Source organism: Caloramator sp., assembly GCF_020054765.1.
In the GTDB taxonomy this organism is placed as follows: Bacteria; Bacillota; Clostridia; order Clostridiales; family Caloramatoraceae; genus Thermobrachium; species Thermobrachium proteoclasticum.
Map to the genome: position 1 here is coordinate 25,120 of NZ_JAIHAO010000004.1, position 12,856 is coordinate 37,975.

General features: G+C 32.8%; 28 protein-coding genes. 1 reads left to right on the forward strand and 27 read right to left on the reverse strand.

What is annotated here, in order from left to right:
* Window positions 1-4: 4 nt before the first annotated feature.
* Genes JG776_RS02335 through JG776_RS02345 form a run of 3 tightly spaced genes read right to left on the reverse strand, consistent with a single transcriptional unit; the run spans window position 5 to window position 1,993 of the window.
* Window positions 5-1,222, reverse strand: a complete 1,218-nt coding sequence (locus JG776_RS02335) for a PBSX family phage terminase large subunit (protein ID WP_291964315.1) — start codon at window positions 1,220-1,222, stop codon at window positions 5-7.
* Complete coding sequence (locus JG776_RS02340) at window positions 1,209-1,676, reverse strand: hypothetical protein (RefSeq protein WP_027309415.1); 468 nt, start codon at window positions 1,674-1,676, stop codon at window positions 1,209-1,211. The genes JG776_RS02335 and JG776_RS02340 overlap by 14 nt, the downstream gene beginning before the upstream one ends.
* A gap of 32 nt (window positions 1,677-1,708) precedes the next feature.
* Window positions 1,709-1,993 (reverse strand): hypothetical protein, encoded by a 285-nt coding sequence (locus JG776_RS02345; RefSeq protein ID WP_291964318.1) that lies wholly within the window; start codon window positions 1,991-1,993, stop codon window positions 1,709-1,711.
* Window positions 1,994-2,054: 61 nt separating this feature from the next.
* Between JG776_RS02345 and JG776_RS02350 the strand changes: the two genes are divergently transcribed.
* Window positions 2,055-2,225 carry a hypothetical protein gene (locus tag JG776_RS02350; RefSeq protein WP_291964320.1) on the forward strand — a complete coding sequence of 57 codons (171 nt, stop codon included), beginning with the start codon at window positions 2,055-2,057 and terminating at the stop codon, window positions 2,223-2,225.
* 19 nt (window positions 2,226-2,244) lie between these two features.
* On the opposite strand, the gene JG776_RS02355 is transcribed toward JG776_RS02350, so the two are convergent.
* The 24 genes from JG776_RS02355 to JG776_RS02470 all read right to left on the reverse strand — a co-directional run bounded on the left by JG776_RS02355 (window position 2,245) and on the right by JG776_RS02470 (window position 12,781).
* Window positions 2,245-2,379, reverse strand: coding sequence for a hypothetical protein (locus JG776_RS02355; RefSeq protein ID WP_291964322.1), 135 nt, complete (start codon window positions 2,377-2,379; stop codon window positions 2,245-2,247).
* Between the two features lie 145 nt (window positions 2,380-2,524).
* Window positions 2,525-3,046, reverse strand: a complete 522-nt coding sequence (locus tag JG776_RS02360; protein WP_291964324.1) for a hypothetical protein — start codon at window positions 3,044-3,046, stop codon at window positions 2,525-2,527.
* Window positions 3,047-3,050: 4 nt separating this feature from the next.
* A complete protein-coding gene (locus JG776_RS02365) occupies window positions 3,051-3,299 on the reverse strand; it encodes a hypothetical protein (RefSeq protein ID WP_291964326.1) in 249 nt (82 codons plus the stop codon).
* The gene (locus JG776_RS02370) at window positions 3,293-3,526 is read right to left on the reverse strand and encodes a hypothetical protein (RefSeq protein ID WP_291964328.1); all 234 of its coding nucleotides are present in this window, start codon (window positions 3,524-3,526) and stop codon (window positions 3,293-3,295) included. Before JG776_RS02370 ends, JG776_RS02365 begins: the two co-directional genes overlap by 7 nt.
* A gap of 3 nt (window positions 3,527-3,529) precedes the next feature.
* On the reverse strand, window positions 3,530-3,862 hold the full coding sequence (locus tag JG776_RS02375; protein WP_291964330.1) for a hypothetical protein: 333 nt from the start codon (window positions 3,860-3,862) through the stop codon (window positions 3,530-3,532).
* A gap of 11 nt (window positions 3,863-3,873) precedes the next feature.
* Complete coding sequence (locus tag JG776_RS02380) at window positions 3,874-4,422, reverse strand: DUF5651 domain-containing protein (protein WP_291964332.1); 549 nt, start codon at window positions 4,420-4,422, stop codon at window positions 3,874-3,876.
* Entirely contained in the window at window positions 4,379-4,546 is a 168-nt protein-coding gene (locus JG776_RS02385) for a hypothetical protein (protein ID WP_291964334.1), read from the reverse strand. The genes JG776_RS02380 and JG776_RS02385 overlap by 44 nt, the downstream gene beginning before the upstream one ends.
* A 1-nt stretch (window position 4,547) precedes the next feature.
* A complete protein-coding gene (locus tag JG776_RS02390) occupies window positions 4,548-4,922 on the reverse strand; it encodes a hypothetical protein (protein ID WP_291964336.1) in 375 nt (124 codons plus the stop codon).
* The gene (locus JG776_RS02395; RefSeq protein WP_291964339.1) at window positions 4,919-5,320 is read right to left on the reverse strand and encodes an HNH endonuclease; all 402 of its coding nucleotides are present in this window, start codon (window positions 5,318-5,320) and stop codon (window positions 4,919-4,921) included. Before JG776_RS02395 ends, JG776_RS02390 begins: the two co-directional genes overlap by 4 nt.
* 17 nt (window positions 5,321-5,337) lie before the next feature.
* Window positions 5,338-5,670: a MazG nucleotide pyrophosphohydrolase domain-containing protein gene (locus JG776_RS02400; protein ID WP_291964342.1), complete on the reverse strand. Its 333-nt coding sequence runs from the start codon at window positions 5,668-5,670 to the stop codon at window positions 5,338-5,340.
* Window positions 5,671-5,776: 106 nt separating this feature from the next.
* The gene (locus JG776_RS02405) at window positions 5,777-5,962 is read right to left on the reverse strand and encodes a hypothetical protein (RefSeq protein ID WP_291964344.1); all 186 of its coding nucleotides are present in this window, start codon (window positions 5,960-5,962) and stop codon (window positions 5,777-5,779) included.
* Entirely contained in the window at window positions 5,956-6,417 is a 462-nt protein-coding gene (locus tag JG776_RS02410; RefSeq protein ID WP_291964346.1) for a hypothetical protein, read from the reverse strand. Before JG776_RS02410 ends, JG776_RS02405 begins: the two co-directional genes overlap by 7 nt.
* Window positions 6,418-6,427: 10 nt before the next feature.
* Window positions 6,428-6,814 carry a single-stranded DNA-binding protein gene (gene ssb, locus JG776_RS02415; protein WP_291964348.1) on the reverse strand — a complete coding sequence of 129 codons (387 nt, stop codon included), beginning with the start codon at window positions 6,812-6,814 and terminating at the stop codon, window positions 6,428-6,430.
* Window positions 6,815-6,827: 13 nt separating this feature from the next.
* On the reverse strand, window positions 6,828-7,172 hold the full coding sequence (locus tag JG776_RS02420) for a DUF5406 family protein (RefSeq protein ID WP_073249309.1): 345 nt from the start codon (window positions 7,170-7,172) through the stop codon (window positions 6,828-6,830).
* Window positions 7,169-7,351, reverse strand: coding sequence for a hypothetical protein (locus tag JG776_RS02425; RefSeq protein WP_073249311.1), 183 nt, complete (start codon window positions 7,349-7,351; stop codon window positions 7,169-7,171). Before JG776_RS02425 ends, JG776_RS02420 begins: the two co-directional genes overlap by 4 nt.
* 170 nt (window positions 7,352-7,521) lie before the next feature.
* Window positions 7,522-7,674 (reverse strand): hypothetical protein, encoded by a 153-nt coding sequence (locus JG776_RS02430; protein WP_291964352.1) that lies wholly within the window; start codon window positions 7,672-7,674, stop codon window positions 7,522-7,524.
* Window positions 7,671-8,930 carry a replicative DNA helicase gene (locus JG776_RS02435; protein ID WP_291964354.1) on the reverse strand — a complete coding sequence of 420 codons (1,260 nt, stop codon included), beginning with the start codon at window positions 8,928-8,930 and terminating at the stop codon, window positions 7,671-7,673. Before JG776_RS02435 ends, JG776_RS02430 begins: the two co-directional genes overlap by 4 nt.
* A gap of 11 nt (window positions 8,931-8,941) precedes the next feature.
* The gene (locus JG776_RS02440) at window positions 8,942-9,706 is read right to left on the reverse strand and encodes a DnaD domain protein (RefSeq protein ID WP_291964356.1); all 765 of its coding nucleotides are present in this window, start codon (window positions 9,704-9,706) and stop codon (window positions 8,942-8,944) included.
* Window positions 9,707-9,722: 16 nt separating this feature from the next.
* Window positions 9,723-10,178 (reverse strand): hypothetical protein, encoded by a 456-nt coding sequence (locus JG776_RS02445; protein ID WP_291964358.1) that lies wholly within the window; start codon window positions 10,176-10,178, stop codon window positions 9,723-9,725.
* Window positions 10,179-10,196: 18 nt separating this feature from the next.
* A complete protein-coding gene (locus JG776_RS02450; protein ID WP_291964360.1) occupies window positions 10,197-10,946 on the reverse strand; it encodes an ORF6N domain-containing protein in 750 nt (249 codons plus the stop codon).
* Window positions 10,947-10,960: 14 nt separating this feature from the next.
* Window positions 10,961-11,236 (reverse strand): LysM domain-containing protein, encoded by a 276-nt coding sequence (locus tag JG776_RS02455; protein WP_291964362.1) that lies wholly within the window; start codon window positions 11,234-11,236, stop codon window positions 10,961-10,963.
* Window positions 11,237-11,351: 115 nt separating this feature from the next.
* Entirely contained in the window at window positions 11,352-12,095 is a 744-nt protein-coding gene (locus tag JG776_RS02460; protein WP_291964364.1) for a hypothetical protein, read from the reverse strand.
* Window positions 12,096-12,638, reverse strand: coding sequence for a host-nuclease inhibitor Gam family protein (locus tag JG776_RS02465; RefSeq protein ID WP_291964367.1), 543 nt, complete (start codon window positions 12,636-12,638; stop codon window positions 12,096-12,098). It lies immediately after the preceding gene.
* Window positions 12,638-12,781, reverse strand: a complete 144-nt coding sequence (locus JG776_RS02470) for a hypothetical protein (RefSeq protein WP_156897906.1) — start codon at window positions 12,779-12,781, stop codon at window positions 12,638-12,640. The genes JG776_RS02465 and JG776_RS02470 overlap by 1 nt, the downstream gene beginning before the upstream one ends.
* Window positions 12,782-12,856 lie beyond the last annotated feature (75 nt).

Sequence of the window (12,856 nt, forward strand, 5' to 3'; positions counted from 1 at the left end):
ATCATCACCATCCTTGAGGCTTGTTTATTACTCCTTTTCTCTTTACTCCAAATGGATACTCACTATGAAGTGCATATCGTAAAGCATCTAATGCGTGGTCTGCTACTTTTAAAGGCTTATCCTCCCCTCTTTCTTGAGCTTTCTTATCCCAAGCATAAGAGTAAAACTCTCTTATAAGATTTTTGCAACTACTATAAATGAATAATTGATTTTGACCAAGCATGTTTCCTACTGTTGCAATACCATCTAATACATCGTTATTTGCTTCCTTTACATTAAAAAATCCATCGCACTTAAGCTGGTATATTAATGCTTGTGCTGATGGGTCTATATAAATTTTATGTGGTTTTACATCACCTAAAAATTGCTTTAAATCCCTTGAATACTTCTCAATTGTCTTCTTCCCTTCTTCTCTTCCTTCATGGTAATATTCCTTAATAACGTATTTTATATTATTTCTAACACCAATAAGTAAAAATACAGTCGGATTTCCCATACCAAAGTCAATACCCACTATGTATTTATCAAATATATTAGGTATCTCTTTAACCACATGTAGTTTTTCATAAAACATATCATAAATTATTCCATCTGCTGCTACCCATTCACCAAGAATAAATCTTTTATAAAACAAACCTGTGTATGTGTTTTTAATAAACTCTATATATTCCTTCGGTAAAAAAGGATTATCATCTAAATAAAACTTCATCACATAGTAGCCTTTTTCATCTGCTTTTTGGATATAGTCAGTATAAAGCCAATGATATGGGCTATCTGGATTAGTAGTAGCGTATATTTTGGCTCCTTCTATACTTGTTCTTGCCAGTATTTGTTCAAATACACTTCTTGGATATGTTGTAACCTCATCAAGCATTCCTCCCGCTAATGTCATACCTCTAAATCTCGTTTCTGCTTTTTCATCATTAGCACCAAGAACATATATTTTGTGTCCAAACAGTTTTATTTCATCTCTTGCAACTGTGTAATTTATTGAACTTTCTCCAAAGTATTTTTGTACTACATCAACAACATTTCTTTTCGCTGTATCTCTTGTTTTTCCTACTATAACAAAGTTTTGCGATTCTTTGAACTTTAAAACGTGCAAAATAAATGCAATAGCAGCAACAACAGTTTTCCCAGTTCTTATACTTCCTACTGCTATATTTAATTTTTTATTTGCGTTTTTTATAAATTCCTTTTGTTTTTGACTAAACATTATCATCTTGTAATGCCCTCACTATTTCATTAACCTTATTTAATAACTCTGTATTATCTTGCTTTTGTTCATCTAATCCTAATGCTAATCGCTGTCCTTTTTGAGCTTTATCCATTACATTTGCTAACTTTTCTAATGCAGCTGCACTTATTTTTCCATCTCTTGTTTTAATATTTTCTATATCTTTTAAAGCTTCACTCAATATATTTAAAAACTCACCCCAAAGTTTAAGGTGAGTCGTATTATAATCTACTTCATGTTCAATTTGTTTTTCAATAGTTTTTTCTATAATTTTGTGACTCTTTTGTGATTGTTTTGTGACTCTTTCCTTTAACCAACCTTTAGTTTTTCTTCTCAAATAATCATAGTTTATTCCTTTTTTATCTGCAAATTCTTTGAGGCTTTTATAGTCACCTAACATAAACTCTTTTTTCAACTCTTCCCAATTTCTCCTCGCCACATCACCTCACCTGCCTTTTTAATTTAAGCCACCTATTCAAAGCTAATCTTATTATCTTTAAATACTTGATACAAACAACTTGCTAAACTTGTAATTTGCCTATGTTCTAAATCCAATTCATATTCTCCATTTATTACTTCAATTATTTCATGTATTAAGGTAACTTCTTTATGGTCATTTGGTTGTGTTTCATCAATAACTATCCTCCCTCTCATTCTATCGCATTCACCAAATTTATCTTCTGCACTTGCTAAATGTTTATCTAATATTACTTCAAGCATTATTCCGCCAATTTTTATTTTGTCTGGAAACTTCATTTTAATCACTCCAATTGGTATAATTTATATAAGGGTGTTGGTATTTAAAGAAGGTGATATAATGGCTAAAAATACTGGTAATGGTTACCGCATAGGTGCTGTTGATAATCGTTCACAAACTTATAACCCTAAAACAGATTCTTGGGTTAAAAGAGATACTTCAACTGGAAGGTTTATCGACCAAAAAACAAGTGACAATAAACCCTTCAAAGGTGTTCGCAAAGAAGGTTAAATTTTGTAACCAACACCCTTTATCTTATTTGTTTAATAGCTCCACCTTTTCCTCGTTTGTATATATGTCCTTCTTCCATAATACTTTTTATATCATAAAAGGAGAGGTGCTCCTTTTTCCTCTCCTTCTTCTTATCCTTTTTCTTTTGTTGCACCTCTCCCACTCCTTTCTAAAAAAATAGCACCAGTCTATGACCAGTGCTTTTGTTGGGGGATAAATCTTTTTAGATGGGGGGTTTCACTATCTCTATATTATCATATATTTTCTATAAAAAACGTCATTTTCTCGTCAAAAACTCGTCACGATATATTCATCCATTTTGCTATTGCTTCAACTATCTCTTTTCTTTTTCTCCTAATAGTTGCTTCTGCCATATTCAACCTCATACCTATTTCTATATTGCTTAGCTTTGGGTATGTACCATATCTAAGCTCTATTATTTTCTTTGCTTCATCTGATAATTGAATTATTGCAAATTCTATGTTTGATTTTGATTCTTCTATTTGATTTAATCTTAACTTAGTTTTAATTAATTTTACCCTTGTTTGCTTTAGCTCTTTCTCTAAATTATCTATGGCTTTTACTAACTCTGATTCTATTGATGAACTTGTTACTCCACTTTGTATTTTATCCTTGCTATAATCTATTCCCCTTATATCACTGTTTAAATTTATATTGCAATTTTTTATGTCTTGCTCAAGTCTTTGTATTTTATTCTCCAACACTTCTATTCTGTAGTTTAGTTTTTCTTTTAGTTTTAACTTTTCATAATATCTATATAGCATTCCTTCTGTTTTTCTGAATATGTCATCTCTTATCATGCCCTCACCTCAATTTGATATATGCCTGTCCACATTTGTCTGGATTGCCATCACATCTAAAGCTACATTCATTGTATTTTTCGCATTCTCTACAACAATTATCACTACATCCGCTTGCTTGGTTAATTTTGCACTTATGCTCCACCCATTCTTTTTTTAAATTCTCATCACTTTTCTTTGATACTTGCAATATTGCATATATTAAGAGTCCTGCATATGCTCCTAACATAAATGAAATGCCTATCTTTAACATACCTGTTCCCCCTTTTGTTTTTCTATGTAACCACACTTTGTACATAAAAGTATCTTTTCCTTTGTCTTACCCTTCTTACCCTCTACCATTGCATTTTTACAATAAGGGCAAGTTATTATATTGCTTATCCTAATTGCTTCATTTACAAGCTTATTGTATCTTTCTATGTCTCCACCCAAGTAGTCGATTATACATCTATAAGCTAACTTCACTACCTCTGGGTTCATTTATTACACCTCACCTTGATTTTTATATAGGCTCTGTAATCCACTTAATTGAGACTTCAATGCTTCAAGCATATCCCTGGCTGTCTTATAGCTTACCTCTGACAAATCCCTTTTATATTTCAGTTCTGCTACATTTCCCCTTGCTACATCATTTATTAAGGTAGCAGGTAGCCCTGCATCTCTTAGACACAATATTTCTTTTGCCAGGGCCAACCTGTATTCCTTTTCCGCTTCTGCATAAGCCTTTGCATACTTATAAAGTTCATTTGTGCCTTTTTCTATCCTCTTTGCTGTTTCAAATATAGCTTGTCCTATATCTTGCATATCTAAGGCCATAAGTTCACCTCTTACACTATTCTTTTTCTCCTATCTTCTATCATCTGCCTTAATACTCTCAATTCATCCTCTGTAAATTTATTTACTCCCTTTGTTACCTTATATGGACATCCTTTTTGTTGTTCATCATAAGCTGGTATGTTTCTTCCTCTAAACAACTTATACATGTTGCATTCTTTATAATTTTTACATCTGCATTTCTTTTCATCACAGTTTAATTCCAGTAACAACTCTACTAAATCATACAACTTTTGTTGTTCTATCTTTTCTCTTTTTGGTACATCAAACTGTAAATGGTCTGGTAACCTCTCATTTAGTTGTTGCATTAACTTCATTAATCTTTTATCTCCAAATCCATATTCTGTTCTAAATACATCTTCCATTGCCATTGATAAACTTTTCATTATATCCATTACTGCAGTAATTGCTATCTCTTTTGCTTTTTTATCTGCAAATTCATCTGCTGCTTTAGCTGCAGCTTGTAATATTTTATTTGTATTTGCCTTTCTTATTTGATTATTCATTGCTTTTCTCTGCATACTTCTTAATGAATTGCTCATCTTTCTTTACCCCCTTAACAACACATTCATCATTTGCCATATCTGCTAAGCTCAATTCTCTATAGTCCAATTCACATCTTGCTTGTCCATCTATCCAATACACATAAGGACAATTCCAACACATCCTATTCATCTCCTATATGTTTTTTAGTTATGTTCATTATTTTTTCATTGAGTGGAGCTGTTTGCGTCATTTCCCACTCTCTATATATCTCAATCCAATCCTCAAGTTCCATTGTTACAAGCCAGCTGCAATTATTCTTCCTGTGAAACACTGCAGGCTTTTGCCCTGCTTTTCTATCTCTCTTTGCTTGTGCTATTGCGTCATGTATATTCAGCCTTTCTACTCGCTTGCATTCTATATGTATGCCTGGAAGTCCTACAACATCTTCCCCTTCTATTCCTGAATACTGTTGCCCTCTCCTTGTATCGTATCCATATTCTTTGAGCTTTTTCGCAAGCTCTCGTTCTCCTCTTGCTCCTTTTTGTTTTGAATTCATAGTTTACCTCCCATAAGCCACCTAATAATTTCTTCTCCTTTTGCTTTTGTTACTCCATCTACAAACTCCCATTTTAGAATTGCTTTCTGCATTGCTTTTTCTATTTTTTCAATCTCAATGCCGCATATTTGAGAAATTTCCTCAATATTGTAGTGTTTATTCCTCAATATCAATTTTTCTAATTTGTTTTTTAGTTGCCTTTTCAGCATCTTCTCTATATTCTTCTTTGCGTGTATTTGAGTATGGCATTCACGACATACATATATCAAATTTAATTCAATATCCATTCCGCCCTGGCTTCTTCGGACTATGTGGTGCAGGTCATATCCCTGCCTGCCACACAACCCACATCTATATCCTTGTTTTTCCTTTACTCTCTCCTTTAGTCCTGCGTTCAACAAACCCATCCCCTTTGTTAGAATTCTTTTCCATGCTTGTATGGTCTTTGTTTGTTTTTCTCCATTTTCTTTTCTATTTCATGTTCAAGGTCTATTGATAAGCCCCCGCAGAGGTCAAATACCCTAATCACTATGTCAGCCAGTTCTTCTTTGAAATTTTCTTTGTCTCCCTTTCTAATTGCCTCAAGTGCTTCCGATACTTCACTATGTATCAATGCTAATCTTGCAGCTATTGCATTATTAAAATGTCTTGCTGGCATTCCTTCAAGATATATTTCTTTGATGTCTTCCCAAAATCCCTTGCTTTCTGCATTTTCATAGCACACTTTGCATAAATCATTTATCTTCATTTTTATGCCCCTCCAATACTTCTTTTATCGCTTTATTTAGCTCTTTGCCTTTTTTGATGAGTTCGTATATCTCATATAGCTTGTCCTTCGCTGTCATATACTCCTCCTATATAAACATCTTGATGAATTCTTTATGCTCTATCCCAAGCCTAATGCAAGCTTCATCTAATGCCTTGTTTAAGGCTTTGGAATAATCTTCTCCTGTTCTTTCTGTTTCCTGCAATGCCAAGCTTGTTGCTAAGCTCAGTACTTGCTTCCTAATCATCCATATATCCTTATTTTCTTTCAACATACCTTTACCCCCATTTCTTCTGTTGCAATTATCAAATCTTTTACACTGCCTTGAAAATTCATCCTTATGCCTATATCAACTAAATCGTTCTTTTTAATTTCCATACGCCCTTTTAATCTCTCTTGGAGTTCTTCTTTTGTTTTTGCAGAAACCTTTATTGTTTGTGGTTGATCTGCTTTTATCATAATTTGTACTTCGATTTTTTCCTTGACTCTATACTTTTTGACTCTATTTTTCTTTATATAAAATCCACCTTTTCTATATCCTGTAATTTCAACAACTTCTGTCTTAACTTCAAGTATATCTTTTATTTTTTCTAACCATTTTGTAACTGTTGGCCCAGATACTAATGTCTTTTCTAAAATTTCATCCATACTATGGAATTTTTTATCATTCATCAAATCTACGAATTGTTTTGCACTCTTTATATTTTTTTCATATACAACAAACTTCATATTCCCCCTCCTAAAATGGTATTGGCTCGTTTGTGTGCATTTCTATAAAATCTGCTTGTTCTTTTTCTTGTGTATTTTTAGGCCAATCTAAAAATTTAACCTCCTCTGCTACAACCTCTGTTGCATATCTTGTGCTTCCATCTTGAGCCTGATATTTTCTTGTCTGAATAGACCCAGATACTGCCACAAGCCTTCCTTTATTTAGGTTGTTTGCTACATTTTCAGCAAGTTTTCTCCAGCAAATAACTGGTATGAAGTCTGCTTCTCTCTTGCCTTCTTGGTTGGTATAGTTTCTATCTACTGCAAGTGTGAAATTCGCAACTGCTATTCCTGAAGATGGCGTAAATTTTAGTTCTGGGTCTTTTGTTAGTCTGCCGATAAGTATTGCCTTGTTCATTTATCTTACCCTCCTATATTAATTTGCAGTCTATTATTTCAACTTTCACAACATAATTTGGCAAATAACTTAATTCATCTTCCACAAAGAGAGCTCCCCCTTCATCATTTTTTAGTATCATTCTAAACCATTCGTTGCCGTCATCGTCTTCCCCAAGCAATCTAAAACCCACATTGTTTTCTTTAAAGTCATCCTCACATATATCCTCAAAGTCTATAAAATTTATAACTTCGTACCCTAATGCACCTCGTGTTTTCATTTCCATTATTGCTGTGCCTTTATACTCCATTGTTTGAAAAACAATTTCGATTGTGTGTAATCTCTTTTGAAAATTATCTGTGTTGTTGTAAGATTTCATAATTCTTCAATCTCCTTTCTGCATTCTTCACATATTGTCTCCCAGCCATCTGTATGTTTGATACTTTTCCAACTGTTTTCTCTCTTATATTTCAATGCCTCATCAAATGTGCTAAATTCTCTTTCTTCTCCGCAATAATCGCAAATTAATATATATTTGCCATATTGTTTATCTATCATTTCTCATTTCCTCCCTATCATATTCTTCTATAGTTTCATACTCAATGATTTCTGCCCAACCAAACATTCTTGTATGTTGTTGTGCCAGTTCCCTTGCTTCTTCCACTGTTTCGCACTCTCTGAAACATACTGTCCTTTGCCAGTTGGGACTTATTACTCCGATTTTCATATTACCTCTCCTCCCTCATTCTGCTGATAATAAATTCAATAATTGCTTCTCTCATATCTTCTTCATTGACCTTATTTAGTTTGTTTATTACTTCTCCTATTGTTTGCTCTCTGCCACCTTTGAGCATTTCGTACACAACCCATTTGTCCATCATATTATCCCCCTTACTAATTGAATTTCTGGCTTCCAGAGTAATTTAACTACTCCTGTTCTTCCGCCTCTTTGTTTCGCTATATCAACCTCTATAATTCCCTTATCCTCTGTTTCTGCGTTGTAGTATTCATCTCGATATAAAAGCATTACCACATCCGCATTTTCTTCTATACCAGAGGACTCTTTGAGGTCGCTTAATTGAGGTCTTTTATCTGCCCTTTGTTCTACACCTCTGTTAAGCTGGCTTAGTGCAAGGACTGGTATTTCAAGTTCCTTTGCTATGTTTTTAAGTTGAATACATATATTTGTTACTTGTTCCCTTACTGTGTCCCCTTCTGCTCTCACAAGTCCTATGTGGTCAATTACAAGCATATCCAATTGGTTTCTTAGTTTCTGTCTTTTTGCCATTCGGTATATATCTTGAATGTGAAGTCCTGGAATGTCGTTGATAAGCATTTTATATTTGCTTAGTCTATCTGCTGCTCTTGTCATCTTGATGACCTCTTGGTCGTTCAATATCCCCCTTTCTATGTTCGCCATATCTACAAAGCTTTCTATTGCCAACCTTCTCAAACCAATTTCCTCTGCTGTCATTTCTAATGAGAAATACAAGACATTGTATTTTTTCGCTATCTCATTCGTTATATTGATTGTTACCGCCGATTTCCCCATTCCAGGTCGCCCTGCTATGAAGTAGAGTTTGCCTTTTTGAAACCCATTCAAACAGGCATCTATTGCGGATATATTGCACCTTATTCCTTGTATCTTTGTTTCTGATTTCATTCTTTTGTCAATTGAAGGAAATATTATCTCTTTGTACAAGTAATCATCATTTATTAGAACGTCTGTGTCTTGGTCGTCTATTTTTAATATTTCGTTCTGCATTTCATTTATTAGCTCTTGGAATGGTTTATTCTCCATTTCTTTTTTTGCTTTATCTATAACCTTATTTAATTCTCTTTGCTTGTACTTCTCTTTGATTATGCTTGTCTTTGCTTTATCCAAAGTTATGTCTGCATAGGTTATTAGGTCAGCAAGGTAACTTAACCCTCCAACTTCATCAAGTTTTATTGCTTGTCCTATATTAATAAAGTCTATTTTCTTCCCTTCTTGGTAGAGCTTCTGCATTGTTGCGTATAGTTTTCTATGCTTCATATCTCCGAAGTGTTCAGGTTTTAGGTCTATATCAAGGATTGTTTCATTATCCTTGAGTATTAATCCAAGCACCGCTTGTTCTGCTGGTATGTTATAGTACATTCTTCTCACTCCTATAATAAGCCTGTGAAGTCAAATTCTTTTTTCTTTTTTGGTTGGTTAGGTTGTTCTTTCTTCTTGTTCCAATTCCTCAAATATTCTTCTACATCTGTTTTAGTTTTTAAACCTTGTGAATACCAATTATTAAGTATCTTATTTATATAATTAAAGCTTCTCTTGTTATTAATAACAGCTTCTTCTATTGCTTTAATAATTACTTCTGTTTCTATATCTTCTAACCAATGATTAATCTTTTCTAATTCTATTGGTGTCATATTATGGATATTGTTATTAAATACCTCAATAATTTTTTTGATTTGTTGATGTTGCTGTTGCTCCTCATCATCAATCTCTGTAGTAATCTCTGTAGTAATCTCTGTTATAGTTTCGTTGTTTTCAACGTGTGGTTTTGTTGAATTCAACGAATCGACTTGTTGAAATCGTAAAATCCATTCGATTAGCTTGTCTTTTTTTACTCTGTAATGTGTTGTTGGACTACCATTTGCTTTTTTAATTTTTGTTTCTATCACATCCATTTCTAATAATTTTTTAGTAGATTTTCTTATTGCATAATCTGTTAAGAATATTTCTTCTTGCCATTCTTTACTGCTTTTATAAACCCAGCCATCTTTAGTCCTGCTTGACCAGTAGACTAATTGAGATAACATTAGAGCAGTTTCTAAACTTCCTGTGAGCTTGACATAAAATGTTGGTATAGTTAGAATATTATTTTGACCTGATACACTTTCAATGACTTTGTACATTTCTTGTTGGTTCATCTAATCACTCCTTGAATTATAGGTAATTCTGTAAAATTTGTATTAATAATTCTGTTGTTGGAATTTCTTGATTTATTGCTTCTATTTTAAGTTTTTTATCTAAATCAATTGGTATGTTGAAGGTTCTTTTAACATATTCAACATCTTTCGCTTTTATTGTTGGTCTGCCTACGTTTCTTTTTTGATTCTGCTTTTCTTTGCAAAATTGTTCTTCTATAAATTTTTCTAATTTTTCTTTTCTTTCACCCCACATTATATTTTTTAATTGTTCTAATCCTTCTTTTGTCCAAAGCACAAAGTTATTGTTTCTAAATTGTGATGGTTCATTTATTTGATAACCTTTGACTGTAAAATAATGTATGTTTTCTTGAAATAAACCTTTATAATACGATTTATAAGTAGTTAGAGCTTTCAAACCAGTTGCTTTTTCTATTTCTGCTGTTTTTAGAACTTTTCGATTATTATAAATCATTTATTATCCCCCTTTTTTTTACGATTGTTGATTTAACATCTTATCTGCTACTCTTAATGCATCTTCTATGTACCCTATCCTTTCTAAAAATTCAGGATAAGATATATCTTTTATGCTATTCCTTGCCATAAAATTAGACCTTCTTTGTTCTATGTTCATTCCGTAAGCTCTATTGAAATTGCTTCTAAAATGTTGCCAAGCTGTGTTATAAGGTATTCCATTTTGAAGTGCATATTTTCTTATCATTTGATTAAGTCTTTGTCTTGGTGTTCCTTCTATGTTTGTTGCATCTAAATTGTTTAATCTATGTTCTAAAATCTGTTGTTTTTGCTCTATTTCCTTTTGCTTTAACTCTGCTTTTGCAAGTGTGTCAAATATATGTTTAAACATTTGTAGTTCTGGACTTAACTGACTTATCATAATATTTTGTTCTCTTACTTTGAAATATGTTTCTTCTAATCTCTCATACACTTCCCAGGCTTCATCAGTATCTAATATCTTTGCATGTCTTGCTGCTCCTCGGTCAGTCCATAAAATAAGTTGTGATACATATTTCAAAGGCTCTCTAATATCATTGGGTAGGCTTTCTTTGAAATTTTTTAATTCATTACCTTCTAACTTGTAGTAATGTTTACCTAAAAAAAATCTGCCTTGATTGTTTAGAAAATTCATTTGTATATTTTTTTCTTCCGTCCCAAATTGTTCTGCTAAAACCTTAGTTGTCATCACTCTTTGGTCTTTGTATTCAATTGGAACTATATAATTCATTTTGAACCCTCCCATCATTTGTTCAAAGGTATTTCAATAATTTGTCCCTCTCTAATCATTGGTGATATGTTGTTATGTTGCCTTATCTCGTATATCAACTTTCTTATGTCTTCTCCTTGCTTGTTGTACTTCTTTGCTATACTCCAAAGGGTGTCCCCTGCTTGAACGACATATGTTTCATATTTTTGAATTTTTTCTTTTTTCTTGGTATAATTCATAAATGAAGTGGATATAATAGTAAAAGAGGAAACTATGCAAAAAACAGCTATTAAAAAAAGTTTCTTTCTCAATTTTTTTCAACCCCCATTTAAAAATTTAATATTATCTGTTATAATGAGGGTGAAGGGAGCGGCAACTCCCATTCACCAGTCGGTTTCTTGAAGAGCCCTTTGCCGAGGGCTTTTTCTATTGCCCTTCAACTACTTCAAATGGTGTGCCTTCAAATGTCTTGTTCGCTTCTTCCTCTATTTCTTTTGCTATCTTTTCATAGTCAATTAGTTTTATATCATCTGATTTCTTATATCCGTACTTTTCAATTACCCTTTTGCATAATTCTGCATTACCATTGGATAATGCGTATAATCTCCTTGCTTGTGCTTTAGATATAGTCTTATCATCATCAAATGTTGTCTTTACATTTACTACTGTATTGCCTTCCAAATCCAAATCCTCTAAGTCTTGAGTAAATATGTCGCTTAAACTTGCTACTAATAAAGTTGCATCAACTAATGCCCTCTTTTTAGCCATTTTTAAAACTGTATTATCAAGTGTAAATGCGTCTTGGTTTCTGTATTTCTTCTCTCTTGTATTACAAGCTCCTAATCCTTCTGTAATTAAAGTGTCTCCCTTGAAAAGCTTACATCTAACTTGATATTGAAAGAATCCATTTTCAAAGTCTCTTGTTGAATCAACTATTTCAAATTCACTTCTAAGTCCCATCATCATTAGGATTTTTTCAGCTCCTGGCTTTAGAAGTGTTGGCTTAGCACTCCCTGGGACTACGCCAAAGTCATGATTTTGATGTAATGTTTGTTGAATGACCTTTTGGAATTGAGTTATCTTTTGCATTGTGTTTTGGACCTGTTGAATTGATACTGTGTCAATTATTGAAAGATTATTTTGCTGATATTCAATTACTCTGTTATCCATTTATTCCACCTCCACATCTATTACAACCTTCTCTGGTTGTTCCTCAATTGTAATGCCTTCTATAATTTCTCCGTTTTCATCTACTACTAAATTACCTGCAATTTTAAGCTTTTTCTTGAGTTCTGACTTGTTTACCTCTTCTTTTATTCTTACGAATTCAGTTTTGCCAGCTTGTTTTAAGAAGTTGAGCAATTTTTCATCATCATAGTTCCACTTAGGTTGTTGCTTTCTAAATCCAACTTTTCCGTAAGGTGTGCTTAGTTTGAATTTTGAGTCTTTTTGTCTTTGCACGATTGCATATTCTTCAAGTAACCCTTCAAAAAATTTTAAGCTATCGTCAAGTTGTTTATTTTCTTTATCTAACCATTTTTGAATTCTTTCAATTTCTGCTTTTGCAAGTTCTTCATTCTCCTTTTGTTTTTTCTTTAATGCGGCAATTTTTCTTAAACACCAATTAGCTTGGTCTATGTTAGTTACCTTAAATTGCTCCTTTCCCTCTAATTGTTCAACCTCTTGAATTTCATAAATTTCCAATGCGTTCATCACTTTACCTCCTCTAAGTATTCTTTTATTTTCTCTTTACCAACTGTCTTTACTAAAGAACGTATAATCTGCCACTCCTTAAAGTGTTTTAGTAAGTCCTTTATCACTTGGTCGCTATCTATAATCTTTATGCTTTCGTTCATTATCTTGCCTCCTTTGTCGAATTATTTTTGAAGGATTTTCCTCTTTCTTGTAGAACTTTATCTACAGGAAGGAGG

Coding starts and splice junctions, on each gene's coding strand:
- JG776_RS02445 (WP_291964358.1), bottom strand. CDS start 10,178: ATGATTTATAATAATCGAAAAGTTCTAAAAACAGCAGAAATAGAAAAA.
- JG776_RS02360 (WP_291964324.1), bottom strand. CDS start 3,046: ATGATAAGAGATGACATATTCAGAAAAACAGAAGGAATGCTATATAGA.
- JG776_RS02365 (WP_291964326.1), bottom strand. CDS start 3,299: ATGTTAAAGATAGGCATTTCATTTATGTTAGGAGCATATGCAGGACTC.
- JG776_RS02385 (WP_291964334.1), bottom strand. CDS start 4,546: ATGTGTTGGAATTGTCCTTATGTGTATTGGATAGATGGACAAGCAAGA.
- JG776_RS02435 (WP_291964354.1), bottom strand. CDS start 8,930: ATGTACTATAACATACCAGCAGAACAAGCGGTGCTTGGATTAATACTC.
- JG776_RS02450 (WP_291964360.1), bottom strand. CDS start 10,946: ATGAATTATATAGTTCCAATTGAATACAAAGACCAAAGAGTGATGACA.
- JG776_RS02425 (WP_073249311.1), bottom strand. CDS start 7,351: ATGATAGATAAACAATATGGCAAATATATATTAATTTGCGATTATTGC.
- JG776_RS02405 (WP_291964344.1), bottom strand. CDS start 5,962: ATGTTGAAAGAAAATAAGGATATATGGATGATTAGGAAGCAAGTACTG.
- JG776_RS02410 (WP_291964346.1), bottom strand. CDS start 6,417: ATGAAGTTTGTTGTATATGAAAAAAATATAAAGAGTGCAAAACAATTC.
- JG776_RS02375 (WP_291964330.1), bottom strand. CDS start 3,862: ATGGCCTTAGATATGCAAGATATAGGACAAGCTATATTTGAAACAGCA.
- JG776_RS02335 (WP_291964315.1), bottom strand. CDS start 1,222: ATGATAATGTTTAGTCAAAAACAAAAGGAATTTATAAAAAACGCAAAT.
- JG776_RS02465 (WP_291964367.1), bottom strand. CDS start 12,638: ATGAACGCATTGGAAATTTATGAAATTCAAGAGGTTGAACAATTAGAG.
- JG776_RS02400 (WP_291964342.1), bottom strand. CDS start 5,670: ATGAAGATAAATGATTTATGCAAAGTGTGCTATGAAAATGCAGAAAGC.
- JG776_RS02430 (WP_291964352.1), bottom strand. CDS start 7,674: ATGATGGACAAATGGGTTGTGTACGAAATGCTCAAAGGTGGCAGAGAG.
- JG776_RS02390 (WP_291964336.1), bottom strand. CDS start 4,922: ATGAATTCAAAACAAAAAGGAGCAAGAGGAGAACGAGAGCTTGCGAAA.
- JG776_RS02380 (WP_291964332.1), bottom strand. CDS start 4,422: ATGAGCAATTCATTAAGAAGTATGCAGAGAAAAGCAATGAATAATCAA.
- JG776_RS02470 (WP_156897906.1), bottom strand. CDS start 12,781: ATGAACGAAAGCATAAAGATTATAGATAGCGACCAAGTGATAAAGGAC.
- JG776_RS02460 (WP_291964364.1), bottom strand. CDS start 12,095: ATGGATAACAGAGTAATTGAATATCAGCAAAATAATCTTTCAATAATT.
- JG776_RS02420 (WP_073249309.1), bottom strand. CDS start 7,172: ATGAAATCTTACAACAACACAGATAATTTTCAAAAGAGATTACACACA.
- JG776_RS02440 (WP_291964356.1), bottom strand. CDS start 9,706: ATGAACCAACAAGAAATGTACAAAGTCATTGAAAGTGTATCAGGTCAA.
- ssb (WP_291964348.1), bottom strand. CDS start 6,814: ATGAACAAGGCAATACTTATCGGCAGACTAACAAAAGACCCAGAACTA.
- JG776_RS02345 (WP_291964318.1), bottom strand. CDS start 1,993: ATGAAGTTTCCAGACAAAATAAAAATTGGCGGAATAATGCTTGAAGTA.
- JG776_RS02350 (WP_291964320.1), top strand. CDS start 2,055: ATGGCTAAAAATACTGGTAATGGTTACCGCATAGGTGCTGTTGATAAT.
- JG776_RS02370 (WP_291964328.1), bottom strand. CDS start 3,526: ATGAACCCAGAGGTAGTGAAGTTAGCTTATAGATGTATAATCGACTAC.